Annotated in this window: 17 protein-coding genes; 11 read left to right on the top strand and 6 right to left on the bottom strand. The window is 66.5% G+C overall.

Features of this window, described 5'->3' with window-relative positions:
* Positions 1–394 precede the first annotated feature (394 nt).
* From HTY53_RS08755 to HTY53_RS08740, 4 genes are all read left to right on the top strand, one after another.
* Positions 395–1372: a Bug family tripartite tricarboxylate transporter substrate binding protein gene (locus tag HTY53_RS08755; protein ID WP_174106115.1), complete on the top strand. Its 978-nt coding sequence runs from the start codon at positions 395–397 to the stop codon at positions 1370–1372.
* Positions 1373–1438: 66 nt separating this feature from the next.
* The gene (locus tag HTY53_RS08750; RefSeq protein ID WP_174106094.1) at positions 1439–2539 is read left to right on the top strand and encodes a malate/lactate/ureidoglycolate dehydrogenase; all 1101 of its coding nucleotides are present in this window, start codon (positions 1439–1441) and stop codon (positions 2537–2539) included.
* Positions 2540–2704: 165 nt separating this feature from the next.
* Positions 2705–3637: a 2-hydroxy-3-oxopropionate reductase gene (locus HTY53_RS08745; protein ID WP_174106093.1), complete on the top strand. Its 933-nt coding sequence runs from the start codon at positions 2705–2707 to the stop codon at positions 3635–3637.
* A gap of 7 nt (positions 3638–3644) precedes the next feature.
* Complete coding sequence (locus tag HTY53_RS08740) at positions 3645–4595, top strand: LysR family transcriptional regulator (protein ID WP_174106092.1); 951 nt, start codon at positions 3645–3647, stop codon at positions 4593–4595.
* A 21-nt stretch (positions 4596–4616) separates the two neighbouring features.
* On the opposite strand, the gene HTY53_RS08735 is transcribed toward HTY53_RS08740, so the two are convergent.
* Complete coding sequence (locus tag HTY53_RS08735; protein ID WP_254599864.1) at positions 4617–5558, bottom strand: alpha/beta fold hydrolase; 942 nt, start codon at positions 5556–5558, stop codon at positions 4617–4619.
* 444 nt (positions 5559–6002) lie between these two features.
* Positions 6003–6974: a magnesium and cobalt transport protein CorA gene (locus tag HTY53_RS08730; protein ID WP_174106091.1), complete on the bottom strand. Its 972-nt coding sequence runs from the start codon at positions 6972–6974 to the stop codon at positions 6003–6005.
* Between the two features lie 187 nt (positions 6975–7161).
* Here HTY53_RS08730 and minC point away from each other — a divergent pair, with 187 nt between their 5' ends.
* The 4 genes from minC (at position 7162) to HTY53_RS08710 (ending at position 10493) form a co-directional block, all read left to right on the top strand.
* Entirely contained in the window at positions 7162–7923 is a 762-nt protein-coding gene (minC, locus tag HTY53_RS08725; RefSeq protein WP_174106090.1) for a septum site-determining protein MinC, read from the top strand.
* 61 nt (positions 7924–7984) lie between these two features.
* Positions 7985–8797, top strand: coding sequence for a septum site-determining protein MinD (gene minD, locus HTY53_RS08720; RefSeq protein WP_174106089.1), 813 nt, complete (start codon positions 7985–7987; stop codon positions 8795–8797).
* A gap of 15 nt (positions 8798–8812) precedes the next feature.
* Complete coding sequence (gene minE, locus HTY53_RS08715; protein ID WP_006578294.1) at positions 8813–9067, top strand: cell division topological specificity factor MinE; 255 nt, start codon at positions 8813–8815, stop codon at positions 9065–9067.
* Between the two features lie 340 nt (positions 9068–9407).
* Positions 9408–10493, top strand: a complete 1086-nt coding sequence (locus HTY53_RS08710; RefSeq protein WP_174106088.1) for a porin — start codon at positions 9408–9410, stop codon at positions 10491–10493.
* Between the two features lie 13 nt (positions 10494–10506).
* Here HTY53_RS08710 and HTY53_RS08705 read toward each other — a convergent pair whose 3' ends face one another.
* Entirely contained in the window at positions 10507–11235 is a 729-nt protein-coding gene (locus HTY53_RS08705; protein ID WP_174106087.1) for a hypothetical protein, read from the bottom strand.
* Positions 11232–11927, bottom strand: a complete 696-nt coding sequence (locus HTY53_RS08700; protein WP_174106086.1) for a response regulator transcription factor — start codon at positions 11925–11927, stop codon at positions 11232–11234. Before HTY53_RS08700 ends, HTY53_RS08705 begins: the two co-directional genes overlap by 4 nt.
* 298 nt (positions 11928–12225) lie before the next feature.
* Here HTY53_RS08700 and HTY53_RS08695 point away from each other — a divergent pair, with 298 nt between their 5' ends.
* Together HTY53_RS08695 and HTY53_RS08690 are read left to right on the top strand one after the other, a co-directional pair.
* Positions 12226–12918: a response regulator transcription factor gene (locus HTY53_RS08695; RefSeq protein ID WP_174106085.1), complete on the top strand. Its 693-nt coding sequence runs from the start codon at positions 12226–12228 to the stop codon at positions 12916–12918.
* A gap of 10 nt (positions 12919–12928) precedes the next feature.
* Positions 12929–13723 (top strand): aquaporin, encoded by a 795-nt coding sequence (locus HTY53_RS08690; RefSeq protein ID WP_174106084.1) that lies wholly within the window; start codon positions 12929–12931, stop codon positions 13721–13723.
* Between the two features lie 40 nt (positions 13724–13763).
* Here the strand turns inward: HTY53_RS08690 and HTY53_RS08685 are convergent, their stop codons facing one another.
* Both HTY53_RS08685 and HTY53_RS25025 read right to left on the bottom strand, forming a co-directional pair.
* Complete coding sequence (locus tag HTY53_RS08685; RefSeq protein WP_174106083.1) at positions 13764–14756, bottom strand: Bug family tripartite tricarboxylate transporter substrate binding protein; 993 nt, start codon at positions 14754–14756, stop codon at positions 13764–13766.
* Between the two features lie 118 nt (positions 14757–14874).
* Entirely contained in the window at positions 14875–15219 is a 345-nt protein-coding gene (locus HTY53_RS25025) for a hypothetical protein (RefSeq protein ID WP_368040950.1), read from the bottom strand.
* A gap of 158 nt (positions 15220–15377) precedes the next feature.
* Between HTY53_RS25025 and HTY53_RS08675 the strand changes: the two genes are divergently transcribed.
* On the top strand, positions 15378–16589 hold the full coding sequence (locus HTY53_RS08675; protein WP_174106082.1) for a hypothetical protein: 1212 nt from the start codon (positions 15378–15380) through the stop codon (positions 16587–16589).
* The last annotated feature ends 96 nt before the right edge of the window (positions 16590–16685 follow it).

Genomic DNA, 16685 nt, shown 5'->3' with positions numbered 1-16685 from the left:
GCTGCGGTCATCACCGGTTCGGTCGAGGCGGCGAGGGAAAGGGGGGATTGGGCACTCATGGTCCGTTCGATGGATGGCGCAAAAAGAGAAAGGAAAGGGCGGAAAACGTAGGCGCATGTTGCGACGGCGAGACCAGGTTGCCCCGGCAGGGCATGCATTTCTGCTATGCATCTCATGCAAACCTTGCGATGCGCGCTGCATGTAGATTGCATGCCAGGCCACCGCTGTCTCGTCGGGTTCATGGTCCGCGGCAGTCGGATGGCGACCCCCATAACGACGACAGGAGACAACCCCCATGCCGAACCCCTACCCGCCTTCATGGCAGTCCCGGCAATTGCCGCAGCGCCCGTCGCCGCGGTCCCGGATCGCGTCCTGGGTCGATCGTTTGCCTGCCATGCGCCGCTGCCTCGCCGTGCTGTGCGTGCCCGCATCGCTGGCGGCTGCGCCTGCCGCCGCGCAGGGTCCTGCCGACAATTGGCCCAGCAAGCCGATCACCTATGTGGTGCCGTTCGCCGCGGGCGGCACGACCGATGTGCTGGGCCGACTGATCGGCCAACGACTGTCGTCGACGCTGGGGCAGTCGGTGGTGATAGAGAACCGCGCGGGCGCCGGCGGCAATATCGGCAGCGACTATGTCGCCAAGGCGGCGCCGGATGGCTACACGCTGCTCGGCGGCACCATCAGCTCGCACGCGATCAACGTCAGCCTGTATCCGAAGATGCCGTACGACCCGGTCAAGCATTTCCAGCCGGTGGCGCTGATCGGCACATTGCCCAACGTGCTGGTCGTCAACGCCGACAGCCCATGGAAGAGCGTCGCCGACGTGATCGCCGCGGCCAGAGCGAAGCCGGGCAGCGTCAGCTTCGGCTCCTCGGGCAACGGGACCTCGCAGCATCTGGCGGGCGAGTTGTTCGCCTCGATGTCCGGCATCAAGCTGCTGCATGTCCCGTACAAGGGCAGCAGCCCGGCGGTGCAGGCGTTGCTTGGCAAGCAGGTCGATCTGGTGTTCGAGAACAGCGTCGCGGCAATGCCGCTGATCCAGTCGGGCAAGTTCCGTCCGCTGGCGACCACCGGTCCGCGCCGTGCGGCCGAACTGCCCGAGGTGCCGACGATGGCCGAGAGCGGGCTGAAGGGCTACGAGATCGTCTCGTGGCAGGCGATCTTCGCGCCGGCCGGCACGCCGATGCCGATCGTCAACCGGCTGGCCGCCGAGATCGGCAAGATCATCCAGGAGCCGGAGATGCGATCGCGGCTGATGGCGATGGGGATCGAACCGTCGGGCGCCGGTCCGGCGGAACTGGGTGCGTTCCAGAAGTCGGAGGTGGCCAAATGGGCGAACCTGGTCAAGACGGCCAACATCAAGCTGGAATGAACGTGCTGTCTCCTTCCGTACCACCCTCGTACCACCTTCACCACCCTCGTACCCTCGTCCGAACCCATGACCGAACATCACATCGCCCCCGACGCCCTGCATCGATGGATCGTCGACCTGTGGCGCGCCGCCGGCTCGGATGAGCGCGAGGCGCGTCTGACCGCCGACCATCTGGTGATGGCCAACCTGACCGGCCACGATTCGCACGGCGTCGGCATGGTGCCGAAGTACGTGCAGTCGTGGCTCAGCGATCAGCTGCAGCTGAACCAGCGCGTCGGCGTGCTGCAGGATGGCGGCAGCATGCTGAGCCTGGACGGCAATCGCGGCATGGGGCCGGCGGTGGCCGAGGAGGCGATGGCGCTGGCCATCGCGCGGGCCCGGCAGCACGGCGTGGCGGTGATGGGGCTGCGCCAGTCGCATCATCTGGGACGCGTCGGCCATTGGGCCGAGCAGGCCTGCTCGGCCGGCCTGATTTCGATCCACTTCGTCAACGTGCTGTCCAAGCCGATCGTCGCGCCGCACGGCGGCTGTCAGGCGCGCTATGGCACCAACCCCTTCACCATCGGCTTGCCCGTCGCCGGCAAGCCGCCGCTGGTGCTGGACTTCGCCACCAGCGCGATCGCGCTTGGCAAGGTTCGCGTCGCGCACAACAAGGGCGTGACCGTACCCGCCGGCTGCCTGCTCGATGCCGATGGCGCGCCGACCGAGCTGGCATCGGCGATGTATCCGCCGAACGGCGAACCGCAAGGCGCGCTGCGTCCCTTCGCCGAGCACAAGGGCTATGCGCTGGCGGTGATGTGCGAGCTGCTGGGCGCCGCGTTGACCGGCGGCCATACGATCCGGCCCGAGACCCTGACGCATCCGCATGCCATCTGGAACAACATGCTGACGATCGTGTTCGACCCCGAGCGGCTTGCCGGCAGCACCAGCTTCGGCGTCGAGCTGGAAGCCTTCGTCGACTGGCTGAAGTCCTCGCGTTTGCAGCCGGGGCACGACGCCATCCGCATGCCGGGCGACCTGGAACGCGAACGCTGCCGCGCACGTGCCGGCGCAATTCCGGTCGACGGCGGCACGCTGGCCCAGCTCGACGATGCCGCGGCGCAGGTGCACGCCAGGCGCGGCGAATCGCCGGGGCCGCTGTCGCGGCTGACGACGGCTCCGGCTTGAGCCTCGAGCCTTGGGTCTTGGGTCTTGGGTCTTGGGTCCTGGGCGTGGCCGCCCGCCATGGCGGCGCGGCATCGCCGGCAGAGCGTATGCTGACGCTGGTGCCGGCCGCGCCAGCGACGATGCTGGGCGGGCTGGCGGTTCCGGATCGATCGATGAGGCAAACAGATGAGCAATATCGGATTCATCGGCCTGGGCGTGATGGGCGCCCCGATGGCCCAGCATCTACTCGAAGGCGGACATACGCTGTACGTCCATAGCCGCAGCGGCGCACCGCAGGCGCTGCGCGATGCCGGTGCGCGCGCCTGCGCGAACGCCGCCGAGGTCGCGCGCCAGGCGGAGGTCATCATCCTGATGCTGCCCGATACGCCCGATGTCGAGCGCGTGCTGTTCGCCGACAACGGGGTCGCGGCAGGACTGTCCGGCGGCAAGGTCGTGGTCGACATGAGCTCGATCTCGCCGATCGAGACGCGCGAATTCGCCAGACGCATCGAGGCCCTCGGCTGCGACTATGTCGATGCGCCAGTCTCCGGCGGCGAGGTCGGCGCCAAGGCCGGCACGCTGTCGATCATGGCGGGCGGCAAGCAGGAGGTGTTCGATCGCGTGTTGCCGCTGCTGCAGCTGATGGGCAAAAACATCACGCTGGTCGGCGGCGTCGGCGACGGACAGATCGCCAAGGTCGCGAACCAGGTCATCGTCGCGCTGACGATCGAGGCGGTTGGCGAGGCGCTGGTGCTCGCCGCAAAGGCCGGCGCCGATCCCGCCCGCGTGCGGCAGGCGCTGATGGGCGGCTTTGCCAGCTCGCGCATTCTCGAAGTGCATGGCGAACGGATGATCCGCCGCACCTTCGAGCCCGGCTTCCGGATTGCGCTGCATCAGAAGGACCTGAATCTGGCGTTGTCGACCGCCCGCAAGCTGGGACTGAGCCTGCCCGGCACCGCGTCGTGCCAGCAGCTGTTCAATGTCTGCGAAGCGCTCGGCGGCGAGGCCTGGGACCATTCCGGGCTGGTCCGCGCACTCGAACACATGGCGGATTTCGCGATAGGCGATACGCCGGCTTCCGCGAGCGGCGACAGCGCCGGGGCCGGGCGCGGTGCCTGAGGGGCGCATGAGCGGCAACAACGCACCGACGCCGAACTCGGACGACCTGGCCTGCTTCGTCTGCGTGGCGAACACGCAGAGCATCTCGCGCGCCGCGCTGGAACTGGGCGCGGACCAGTCCACCGTCAGCCGGCAGATCGCACGGCTCGAAGCGGCGCTGGACACGCGGTTGTTCCACCGCAGCGGACGCGGCGTGGTGTTGACCGAGGCGGGCCATACCCTGCTCGGCTACGCGCGCCAGGTCGCCTCGACGCTGGCCGAGGCGCGCGAGGCAATCCGCGCCTCGACGGCGCAGGGACCGGCGCAATTGGTGATCGCCGCGCAGCCGACCATCGCGCACACCGCGTTCGCCAGCATCGGCACCGCGCTGAAGCAACGGTTCCCGGCGACGAGGCTGCGCTTCGTCGAGGGGCTGGCCAGTCCGCTGCTCGGCTGGCTCGCCGCGGGCGAAGTCGATGTCGCGCTGCTCTATCTGCCCGAGCAGCACGGCGCGCTGAAGGTCGACGTGCTGCTCGAGGAAGACTTGACGCTGGTCACGCCGACCTCGTGGACGCATATCGGTCCGACCTTCCCGGTGCGCAGGCTCGGCGAAGTGCCGCTGATCCTGCCGAGCACCGAGCACGGCCTGCGCGTGCTGGCCGAGGGGCTGGCCGCGCGCGCCGGCACCGCGCTGACGCTCGCGCTCGAATGCGATGCGTCGAACACGGTGTCGATGCGGCTGGTCGAGGAAGGCTGCGGCGCGACGCTGCTGCCGTTCGCCGCGGTCGCCGACCGCGTCGCGCAGGGACGGCTGGTATCGACGCGGCTCGTCGATCCCGTCGTCACGCGGCAGATTGCGCTGACGGTCGCGCGCAATCGGCCGACGGTGCCCGGCCTGTGGGACGTCATGCAGTCGGTACGGCAGTCGGTGCGGACCATCGTGATGTCGGGCGCGTGGCCTGGAGCGCGGCTGGTCTGATTGCGCCACGCCGGCGGTGCGTCACGTGGCCTGCGGCACGCGGCCGAGAAAGTCGCGGATCAGCGGGCACACCTGCGCGAAATGCGTCTCCAGCAGCCAATGGCCGCCGTCGGTCATATGCAGTTCGGCGCGCGGCAGATCGCGCAGATAGGCACGGCCCGCGGCCTCGGGCATATAGCCGTCGTGCGGTCCCCATAGGATCAGCGTCGGCGGCTGATGCTCGCGAAGATAGGCCTGATAGCGCGGAAACCAGTCGAGATTCGCCTTGAGCCCTTCCATCAGCCGCACGGCCAGCTCGCGCCGGGCCGGCGTATCCATCAGGCGCCAGTGCAGCGTCCATAGATCCGGCGACATGCGGGGCACGTGTTCGGGCTTGATTTCGCCGATGAATTCGTCGCGAAAGCCGTGCTCGCTGGCGGCCCCTTCCAGCGGCGCGCGATTGGCCGGCGACGGGTCCGCCCAATAGCGCCGGATCGTCTCGTACTTGGGCCCGAGCGCGTCCTCGTAGATATCGCCGTTCTGCACGATCAGCGCGGTAATCCGCTCCGGCGCCGGGATGGCAAGGCGCAAGCCGATCTGCGAACCGTAGTCGTGCAGATAGAGCGCAAACCGCCGCAGTCCCAGGGCGTCGGCGAAGCGCTCGAGAAAGGCCGCATAGGCGTCGAAGTCGTAGCGGAACCGGCCGAAGTCCGGCGTATCGCTGTAGCCGAATCCCGGAAAATCCGGCGCCACGGCATGCCAGCGGTCGGCGAGCGCCGGCAGTAGACGGCGGTATTGGTAGGACGAGCACGGGTAGCCGTGTGGCAGCAGCACCGTGGGGGCGTCTTTCGGTCCGGCTTCGCGGTAGAAAATGCGCATGCCGTCGAGGTCCAGCGTCCGGTGCGCCACGGCATCCTGGCACTCGCTCGTTGGCGCAGCCCCGGACGTGGCAGAGACCGCGGACATATCGTGCGGATCGTTCATCGTCTGTCCTCCGAAGATCGATTCGGAAGGGGATGCAAATTGCATTCCGAGACCGGCTGTCGTTTGCTTGCCGCCTGCCCGTCCTGCCCCCGCTGTGCCCGTGCCGCGATGCCGTCGCCATTGTGCAAAGCGCGCAGATTTTTTCCTGGCGCGTGGGGCCACATGAGCCACATGAGCCACATGAGCCACATGAGCCACAAGAGCTACAGGAGCCACAAGAGCCGAACGCGAAAGTCGCGGGCCGTTCTCGACAACGCTGGAGCGCCGCGCTCGTAACATGCCCGGCGTTGTTCTCCACACGGGCAGCTTGCGCGGACCCGGCCACCACCATCGCAATGTCGCGCCCCGGCACCGGAGGTGGTGGCCGGTTTTTTTAGGCCCTCATGTTTTTAGGCCCTCACGCCTTTTAGGCCCGCAGGTTTTAGGCCCTTGGGTTTTAGGCCCTCAGACCCACCCTGCCCGATGCAACTTGCGCCAGAGCGCCGTGCAGGCCAGCGCGGTACCGGCGATCACGGCCGGATAGGCGAAGGGCAGTTTCAGCTCCGGCATGAATTCGAAGTTCATGCCGTACAGGCTGAACACCACGGTCGGGATCGCGAGAATGGCACCCCAGCCGGCCAGCCGCTTCACCACCTCGTTCTGTCCCACCGTGACCAGCGCCAGATTGACCTGCACCGCGGTGGTCAGCATCTCCCGCACGACGTCCAGCGTTCGCAGCAGCCGGCTCGCATGGTCCTCGACGTCGCGGAAATAGGCCCGCAGATCCCTGGGCACCAGGTCCTCGTGCAGGCGAATCAGTTGGCCGCACATCTCCTCGATCGGATAGACGGCATTGCGCAGCCGCAGCACCTGTCGCTTGATGTGGTACAGCCGTTCGATCGCGGTGCGGTCGAACTGGTCGCGGAACAGGCCCTGCTCCAGTTGCTCGAAGGTGTCCTCGAGCCGGTTGACGATCGGCATGTAGTGATCGACGACGAAGTCCATCAGGGCGTACAGCACGTAGCCTGGGCCGTTGGCCAGCGCGTGCGGCTCGTGCTCGCAGCGATCGCGCACGGGCGCGTAGGTGCTGCTGGCCCCGTGGCGGACCGATACCACGTAGTTGGGGCCGACGAACAGATGCGTCTCGCCGATCTCGACGCTGTCGCCGACCAGTTGGGCGGTATTGAGCACGATGAAGACGCTGTCGCCATAGGACTCCAGCTTGGGGCGCTGATGGGCGTTCAACGCGTCCTCGACCGCCAGATCGTGCAGCCCGAATTCGAGCTGCGCCTGGCGCAGCAGCGCGAGATCCGGTTCGTACAGGCCCAGCCAGACAAATGTGCCCGGCGTCTTCAGTACCTCGCTGATGTCCTCCAACGGGACTTCGCCCAGCCGCTTGCCGCCCCGGTAGGCCACGCAATTGACGATCGCACCCATGAACGCTCCTCGGTCAGGATGCGCAATCGTAACAAGTGGCAGTGCGCTGGAGAACGAAGGTCGACCTGAGGACGAACCTGCCGGACCAGGCTGCCAACGTCGCGCCGTGCAGGTCACCTGATCGACAATTGTTACAGTTAGCCGGGGAGACGCAGTTAGAATGCGATATTTCCACGCTTACCCGGCTATGTCCCAGAAGAAATCGCCACACTTCGAGCTGCGTAGTGGCAATGTCGACGCCCTCCTTCTTGCGCTCCATACCGCGGATACCTCGGCGCTGCGAGACGATCTGCTGTCGCGCTTCGAAGCCACCCCCGATTTCTTCTCGAACGACGTCATCGCGCTGGACCTGCGCTCGCTGCAGGACGACCAGCGGCCGGAGCTGGGCGCGGTGATCGACACGCTGTCCACGCTGAAGGCCCGCGCGATCGGCGTGGTGGCACGCCAGGAGCAGCACGACTGGGCCCAGGCCTGCGGACTGCCGATGCTCGACAGCCAGAGCCGCCGCGGCAACGGGCGCGCCGCCCGCGACGCAGAGCAGGCGGCGGCCAGCGAGGCTGCGGCTGCCGCGCCAGCCGCAGCCCCGGTTGCCACGCCGGAACCGCCGCGGGCCGCCACGACGCTGCTGATCGACAAGCCGCTACGCTCGGGCCAGCAGATCTACGCGCACGGCGACGTCGTCATCATGGACGTGGTCAGCTTCGGCGCGGAGGTCATCGCCGAAGGCAATATCCATATTTATGCCCCGCTGCGCGGCCGTGCGCTGGCGGGGGTCAAGGGCAATCCGGACGCGCGCATTTTCTGCACCTGCCTGGAACCCGAACTGATTTCGATCGCCGGCATTTACCGGACCGCCGAACAGACCCTGCCGCCCGACGTGCTGGGCAAACCCGCGCAGGTCCGGCTCGCCGACGAAACCCTGATTCTCGAGCCGCTTCGCATGAAGTGAGTCCGGCCGAGTCCCGCAACATCGCAGCGCAAGCTTCAACCCTATTACTGGACCAAGAGCCATGGCAAAAATCATCGTTGTGACCTCCGGCAAGGGAGGCGTCGGCAAGACCACCACCAGCGCGAGCTTCGCCGCCGGGCTGGCCCTGCGCGGCCACAAGACCGCCGTGATCGACTTCGACGTCGGCCTGCGCAACCTCGACCTGATCATGGGTTGCGAGCGCCGGGTGGTCTATGACCTGATCAATGTGGTGCAGGGCGAAGCGAACCTGCATCAGGCGCTGATCAAGGACAAGAAGTGCGAGAACCTGTTCATCCTGCCGGCCTCGCAGACGCGCGACAAGGAAGCGCTGACGCACGAAGGCGTCGAGAAGGTGATCAAGAATCTGATCGACATGGACTTCGAATACATCGTCTGCGATTCGCCGGCGGGCATCGAAACCGGCGCGCTGATGGCGATGTACTTTGCCGACGAAGCACTGATCGTGACCAATCCGGAAGTCTCGTCGGTGCGCGACTCCGACCGGATTCTGGGCATCCTGTCGTCCAAGACCAAGCGCGCCAGCGAAGGCGAGCCGATCAAGGAACACCTGCTGATCACGCGCTACAACCCGAAGCGGGTGCACGGCGGCGAGATGCTGTCGCTGACCGATATCCAGGAAATCCTGCGCATCAAGCTGATCGGCGTGATTCCCGAATCCGAGGCGGTGCTGCACGCCTCGAACCAGGGCACGCCGGCCATCCATCTGGAGGGAACGGACGTGGCCGACGCCTATGGCGACGTCGTGGACCGCTTCCTCGGCAAGGAAAAGCCGATGCGCTTCGTCGATTATCAGAAGCCGGGCCTGCTGTCGCGCCTGTTCGGCAACAAGTAAGGAGGGTTCATCCCCATGTCGATCCTGTCCTTCCTGCTCGGGGAGAAAAAGAAATCCGCGTCGGTCGCCAAGGAGCGGCTGCAGATCATCCTCGCCCATGAACGCACCGGCCATTCCGCGCCGGCCGACTATCTGCCGGCACTGCAGCGCGAGCTGGTTGCCGTGATTTCGAAGTACGTGAAGATCGGCGACCAGGACCTGCGGGTCAGTCTCGAGCGCCAGGACAACCTCGAGGTGCTCGAGGTCAAGATCGAGATCCCGCAGAGCTGACCTTCCGCGGCGGGACCGCCCGGTCCTGCCGCTCCCCCCTTTGGCGGGGTGTCCCGACGCGGATGCCCTGCTGTCCCCGCCTCCTCCCTTTCCGCTTCCCCTTCCGTTCCTGGACGCCCCCGCTGGCGCGACTTTGCACGCCGCAATGCACCATTGCGGGCAACTGTCGCGGCCGGACAACGAAATTGCACCAGCCGCGTCCATTCGGCGCCGCCCGAGCACGGATTGGTGTCGGAACCGGTTACGTTTTGATAAATTTTCGCGGCGTCTACCGACAACGTAGAGCTCATAAATGCCGCCGCGATCCGGCGACAGAACCACAAGACAGAAAAGGAGCACCATGAAGAAATCGGCCTTGACTCTCGCACTCGGCACCCTGTTCGCCGGCAGCGCCTACGCGCAAACCTCGGTCACGCTGTACGGGATCGTCGACCAAAGCATTCGCTACACCACCAACGCCAACGCCAACGATGACGGCCTGGTCGAACTGACCAACGGCGCCATCACCAACAGCCGCTGGGGCATCAAGGGCAGCGAAGCCCTGGGCAACAACCTGAAGGCGATCTTCCAGCTGGAAAACGGCTTCGATCCGGACACCGGCCGTGGCAACCAGGCTACCGGCACGCTGTTCGGCCGTCAGGCTTACGTCGGTCTGTCGGGCGACTTCGGCACCATCAAGCTGGGCCGCCAGTACACCGAGGGCTTCAATCTGTTCGGTGATTTCGATCCGCTGACGATCGGCAATTACACCAACAACGCCTGGCCGTTCTTCCTGACCCAACTGCGCCGCGACAACGTCATCAGCTATGACGGCAAGTTCGGCGGGCTGAACGTCGGCGCCAGCTATGGCTTCGGCGAACAAGCCGGCAGCGTGCGCACCAACCAGTACTGGGGTGCTCGTGCGTCCTACGCCTTTGGCCCGTTCGGCATCGGCGGCGTGTACCAGGAAATCCGCGACATCAACGAGAACAAGCAGCAAATGTGGGGCGTCGCCGGTAAGTACACCATTGGCGCAGCCAAGCTGTTCGTCGGTTACATCGGCGGCAAGGACCACACCGGCGTCATCGACAACGGCTTCCTGAACCCGGATCAAGCCACCACGGGCAACCCGATTCCGGTGGGCGGCAGCCATGCGGCCAATCCGCGCAAGGACAAGATCGGCTACGTGGGCGCCAGCTATCAGCTGACCCCGGCCCTGGCCCTGACCGGCGCGTTCTACTACGACGACATCGACAACAAGGATGGCGTTGCCGGCAACGACGGCAAGCGCTACACCGGCGTGCTGCTGGCCGAGTACGCGCTGTCCAAGCGTACCCAGGTCTACGGTACGGTCGACTACAACAAGGTCAAGGACGGTGCTCGCACCGAACTGCCGGGCAAGAGCAACCAGACCGGCGTGGCCGTGGGTATCCGCCACATCTTCTGATCGGCGTCGTTTCTTACCGATCGACAGGCAGGAAAGCACCTTCGGGTGCTTTCTTGCTTTGGGGCAGCACCAGGCGCCAGATCGCCGCGTCACCCTCCTGGCGCAACGTCAGCTTGCCGCGGTGGCATCGCATCACGCGCCGCACGAACATTCCGGCTGGCGCAGTGCGCGACAACGCCGCGACGACCGCACCGGTCGACGCGACAGCTGTCGTCATCTCGACGCAGCACACGCAGCCCGAGACGCCGATCCGCAGACGCACGGCCGCATCGGGTGAGGCATTGAGAATCGCTCGGGCCAGCAGACGGGTCACGGCCATTTCGAGCATGCGGGCATCCCCATCCACCCTTGCGGCGGTAGGCAAGCCCTCCCAATGCAGGGCCACGCCGGTCTCGGCGGCCGCGCTCCATGCCGCATCGACGCATCCCCCAACCAGCGCCGCCAGATCGACCGCTTCGCGGCGATATCGATGAACGGCCTCCTCGATCAGGCAGCCCAGTTCGTCGACCCGGGTCAGCGCCTCGCGCGCGTGTGCAACGACCTGTGCGGCGAACGCAGGAGCGGTCAGTGCGCCGGCGCGATACAGGCCCGCGAGTGCCAGCATGTCGGTGGGCGGAACACGAAGATCGTGCGCCACCCCATGCGCCACCGCGCGCCATACCGGATCGCCGTGACGCGCCGAACTGCGGGCCCAGCGTCGGCGCCATGCAACCAAGCGAGCAAACCCTTCACGCAAGTTCATGGCAGGGACACCGCCTCTAGTCGATAGCCGTGGGTATAGACGGGGATCAGCCGAAAACCGCGATCGGCGCGCAGCCCGAGCTTGCTGCGCACACGGGACATATGGGTATCGATGGTGCGAGACAGTGGGGAGATCTCCCTGCCCCAGACCGCGGCGACGATATAGTTGCGCGCGACGATGCGACCCTCGTTGCGAAACAGCAGCAGGGCCAGGTCGAATTCCTTCGGCGTCAACTCGATCGGGCGGCCGTTCAGCGTGACGGTACGCGCGCCGCTGTCGAACACATAGCCGCCCAGGCAGACGCGGGCGTCCGGGCTGCCGCGGCGGCTGTCGGCACGGCGCAGCAGCGACTGAATGCGCGCGGTCAGCTCCCCGGGCCGGATCGGCTTGACCATGTAGTCGTCCGCCCCGGCACACAGGCCGCTGACCACATCCTCCTCGGCGCCGCGGCAGGTCAGGAACATCACCGGGACCCGCCGGTCCAGATTGGTGCGGGTCCAATGCAGAACCTCCTTGCCGCTCATGTCCGGCATCTGCCAATCGAGCAGCAACAGATCGAAACTCTCGTCGCGCAAGCGCAGCAGCAACTGCCGGCTTAGACCGAAGCTGACGCAGCAGTGGCCGGCCTCCGTCACGATTTGCTGGATCCACGCGGCCTGCGCGGGTTCGTCTTCGAGCGATGCGATCTTCATGCGCAAACTCCGTTCACGGTGGTGAGCGATCGAAATCCGGCCTGCATGCGGCCGGTCCCTTCTCATCGGGCATCGAACCACCCCGCATTAAAGACGGCGCGCCGCCGTTTACAAATAGGAATTGCCTCAATTTGAGGTTTCAACAAAATCTCACTTTCGGCATTCCAATGTCTGAACGTACGATGCCTGCGCGGATCGACATTGCCGCGCCAATGCCGCGGTGCCCGACGCGCAGGCAAATCCATGCGCTCTCGCGATCCGCGCCATCGAACATCGACACGCGAGGAGAGCAGACGCCATGAGAATCGCCGCGCTGCAGGACGATCCCACGCAAGCCGTGGTGCTGGAGCAAACGCTCAGCCTGCAAGGTCATCGATGCATCCGCTTTCGCGAGGGACGGACCCTGATGATGGCATTGCGCCAGGAAACGTTCGACATGCTGCTGCTGGATTGGGAGGTGCCGGGCATCGCTGCTCAGGACGTGCTGCTGTGGGTGCGGCGCACGCTCGGCAGCCGCCTGCCCGTGATGCTGCTCGGCCATGCCGCCGAAGCGTGCCAGCTGTGTCGCGGTCTGGTCGAGGGCGCAGACGCGTTCATCACCAAGCCGGTGCGGCGCGCCGAACTGGCTGCCCGCGTCCAGGCGCTGGCGCGCCGCATGCTCGAAACTGGCGAAGGATGCTTCGATCTGTCGGTCGGTGCCTACCGCTTTTCGACCAGCGACCGGCGAGCCTATCTGGCCGGCGCACCGGTCATGCTGTCGCCCAAGGAGTTCGACCTGGCGATCTTGCTGTTCCAGCATCTCGGCCAGCTCGTGTTGCGCCAGACCATGATCGACGCGGTCTGGCGCCGCCCGCTGCCGGACGGTTCACGCACTCTCGACAGCCATCTGTCGCGCGTGCGGACCAAGCTGGCCCTGTGGCCGCACAACGGCGTGCGGCTGACCACGGTGTATTCGGCCGGCTGCCGCCTCGATGCGGTCGAGCCAGGCTAAGGAGCAAACCATGGCGTCTCTGGCCAGAAGGCTGCTCGCCGAAGCGGTCGGCACCTTCGGACTGATCTTTGCCGGATGCGGTGTGGTGGTGCTGGCCGGCTGCAAACCGGACACCGCCGCGGACCTGCTGTGCATCGCGCTCGCCTTCGGGCTGGCGGCCTATGCGATGGCACGGGCGGTGGGGCCGATCTCCGGCGCGCATCTGAATCCGGCGATCAGCCTCGGACTGGCGGCAGCGCGGCGCTTTCCGTGGCGCGACGTGATTCCGTACGGCATTGCGCAACTGGTTGGTGCGGTGGCCGCGGCGACCTTGCTGATGCTGGCCGCGCAAGGCCGCCCGGACTTCGCCTTGTCGGCCGACCGCTTCGCCGCCAATGGCTATGGCCTGCATTCGCCTGCGGGCTACGACATGCCGAGCGCCCTGGCGATCGAATTCGCCGCGACCGCGATGCTCGCGCTGGTGACCGCCAGCGTCACGCGCCGGCGCCGCCTGATCGCGGCGGGCCCCGTGGTACTGGGGCCGGCGCTGGCGATGGCGCATCTGCTCGCCTTGCCGGTTACCCATGCCGCGCTGAACCCGGCCCGCGCCACCGGCCAGGCGCTGTTCGTGCAGGGCTGGGCCACGGCCCAGCTATGGCTGTTCTGGCTGGCGCCCGGGGCGGGCGGCCTGATGGGCGGGCTGATCGCGTTCTGCCTGCTCGACGAGGACGGCATGCTGACCGAACCGGACGAGCTGACGGCGCTGGCGCGCTGGGCCGCGGCGGAGGCGGCCGAGCCTGGCTGCGATCCGCAGCCGCCGGCCTGAGCGCGTGAGCCATCGTGGCGCGGCCTACGGCCGCGACGGCTCAGTCCGCCTTGATGCCGGCTTCCTTGACGATGCGGCCGTTGTCGTCGTACTCGGCGCGGATCGCCGCGGCAAATTGCGCCGCGCTGCCGCCCGTCGGTACCTCGCCGCCCTTGAGCAGGCGTTCACGGACTTCCGGCGCGGCCAGCGCCTTGTTCAGTTCGGCATTGAGACGGGCGACGATCGCGGCCGGCGTCTTGCCGGGGGCGAACACGCCGAACGTCGAAGTCAGGTTGGCCTTCGGATAGCCGAGCTCGGCAAAGGTGGGCACATCGGCCAGCGCGTCGATGCGCTTGGGCGCGCCGACCGCCAGCGCGCGCAGGCGGCCCGCCTGCATCTGCTGCGTCAGCGCAGGGCTGGCATTGGTGCTCATCACTTCGAACTGGCCGCCGAGCGCATCGTTCATCTGCTGACCGGCACCCTTGTACGGAATCAGCGTCAGATCGGCTTGCGATTTGGCCTTGATCTGCTCGAGCACGACATGGCCGACCGTGCCGAGGCCCGAGGTCGCCCAACGGACCGAACCCGGCCGGGTCCTGGCTTGCGCGACCAGATCCTGGAAGGTCTTGCCGGTGAAGCTGGAGGTGGCGACCACGATCACCGGGGAATACATCACGCTCATCACCGGCGCGATATCGCGCTGCGGGTCGTAATGGACCTTGCCGACATGCGGATTCAAGGTCAGCGGACTGGTCGACGAGAAGCCGATCGTGTATCCGTCGGGCGCCGCCTTGGCGACCGCGTCCATGCCGATGCTGCCGCCGGCGCCTGCCTTGTTCTCCACCACCACCGACGTTCCCATTTGGTCGGACAGCCGCTCGGCGAGCGCGCGGGCCACCGTATCGCTGATGCCGCCGGTCGGATAGGCGACGATCAGGCGAATCGGCCGTGACGGGTAATTGTCCGCGGCGAAAGCGGGGGCGCTGCCGATGGCGGCAAACGAGGTGACGGCGGCAAGGGCGGCGAGTCCGGGCAGGCGGAAAGCAAGAGACATGGTGGCAGGCGACAGGGATTGGATAGGGAGTGATCGCCGGCGTTGACGGTCATAGCCGGCACTACGCCGCCATCCCGGTCATCCGGCGAGCCGGCGCAGGCCGGCGTCGGGCGCTATCTTAGCCCAAGGCACCGGGCCGCCACTGTGGCACCCAGGAGACGAACAACTCGTTGGCCCGATCGTACAGGCGCCAGGTGGTGCCGCACTCGCGGCACTCGAACGTCAGCATGCTGAACGGCACACCCGCCGCGCTTTCGCTGACCAGCGGCGCAGTGTGCTTCAGCGCCAGCCGTTCGTGCGGCTCGCGGCGACGCGCGTCGGCTGCCAGGGCGAGGCAATGGGCGCAGGCAATCGGTACGCCCGGGGCAGGCGATGCATCGCGGGAACGGGAAGGGACTTCGTTGGCGGACACGGCAGCGGGCGGGACGGCAAGGCCCCGCGATGGAATCGGCAACGCCGCCATGATGCCGCAAATCCCTGGACCGCTGGCGGCCGCTGCGGCCCAAGATATGTATCGATGGTTGTGTGAACGTGGCACGAGCCTTGTGTCTATGTGTCGCTTCACGCGGAAACAGGCAGATTACGAAAGTTCTTTTTTGACGCACTCGTCACACTTCGGCCATGCCTTCACTGCATGGCACTGGCACGACGGCCTCCACGGCGGTGCGCAGCCATGCCTATCCGCCAGACACCAGGCTGCCATCGATCATGCGCGCTCCCCTCACCATCCACCGATTCGCCGGCATCCACGACGTCCGGCAGGCCGTGCACCGCCATCCCGGCGAGCTTCTGCAGACCCTTCATCGCGACAGTTCCCACCACATCGTTCAACTCGGCCGCAACCGTTATCGCTTCGAACTGTGCCAACACAAGGCACCGCAAATGGAAGGCATCCTGGTCGAAGTGCCGTTCCGGCAGATGACATGGCGGCAGCAATTGTTCGCCATCGTGCGGACCTTCCGCAGCGTGCTGCCGTGCGGGTCTGTCCGCTCCGCGCGCATCCGGTACTCGCTGGGCCATTTCAGGCAACGTGAAGGCAAAGACGGGCTGGTTCCCGAACGGGGCTTTTTGCCGGGCGACAGCCGGCTGAGCTGGCTGTACGAACTCTGTCGCGGATTTCGCGCGTCCGGCGAGCCGAAACTCGACATTCCAGCCAGCCTCGACTTCCGCGACGCGGTGGTGTGGAACGAATATCTGGACCTTTTGCAGGAGCAGTTGGGTGCGTTGCCGGAGGCGCTGCGGCTTGACCAGTTGGAGCTGATCCTCGAGCCGCTGTGCTCGCTCGCGTTGGCACCGGGAACCGAAGAGCGGAAGAAGCGGGACGAATTGGTGGCGTCGCTCTGCGACCGATTCGCCAAGAGCCATGACTTCGACATGGCCAAAGCCAAGCGAATCGTGCAACTGATCGCCGGGTTGCCCGCCGGACCCGCGTTCCAGCATTGGCTGGAAAGTGGCGCAACTCGGCTGGCCGATGGCCTCGTGGCCGCAGTCAGTCCAGAGGGCATGAAGCCGCCGGTCACGCCGCTTCCGGATGTTGACCCGACAACAGCCAGTGGCTTCATGCTGGTCACCCGGCACCTGGGCGATCTCGCCGCCGTCCTGCCCGGCCTGCCGCCGGCCGCCGTCGGGAAAGTATTGCGGTATATGGGCCACATTGCCGCCCTTTCGGGCGGTGAACGAGTGAACCGAATCGAGCTGCAAACAATCGTCGCACGGGCGCAAGCCCGTGCCACGCGTACCGGACCCGGGGGCACCGATGCGACCGCCCCGCCCCATCGGTCGGCACGCGTTTGGGGCAAGCGAAGCGACATGCAGGCTGATGCACATCGCTAAGATTCTTCCTCGTCACCCTGTGACGCGTCGCGATCCTTTGCTAATCTGGAATGGCGTACCGCCGACCCAGCCGGCGGACGCCCGTCGCCGCGGATG

It is taken from the genome of Cupriavidus gilardii, from assembly GCF_013314895.1.
In the GTDB taxonomy this organism is placed as follows: Bacteria; Pseudomonadota; Gammaproteobacteria; order Burkholderiales; family Burkholderiaceae; genus Cupriavidus; species Cupriavidus gilardii_C.
The sequence above is the reverse complement of the archived record's forward strand: the minus strand, read 5'-3'. Positions and strand labels throughout refer to the sequence as shown.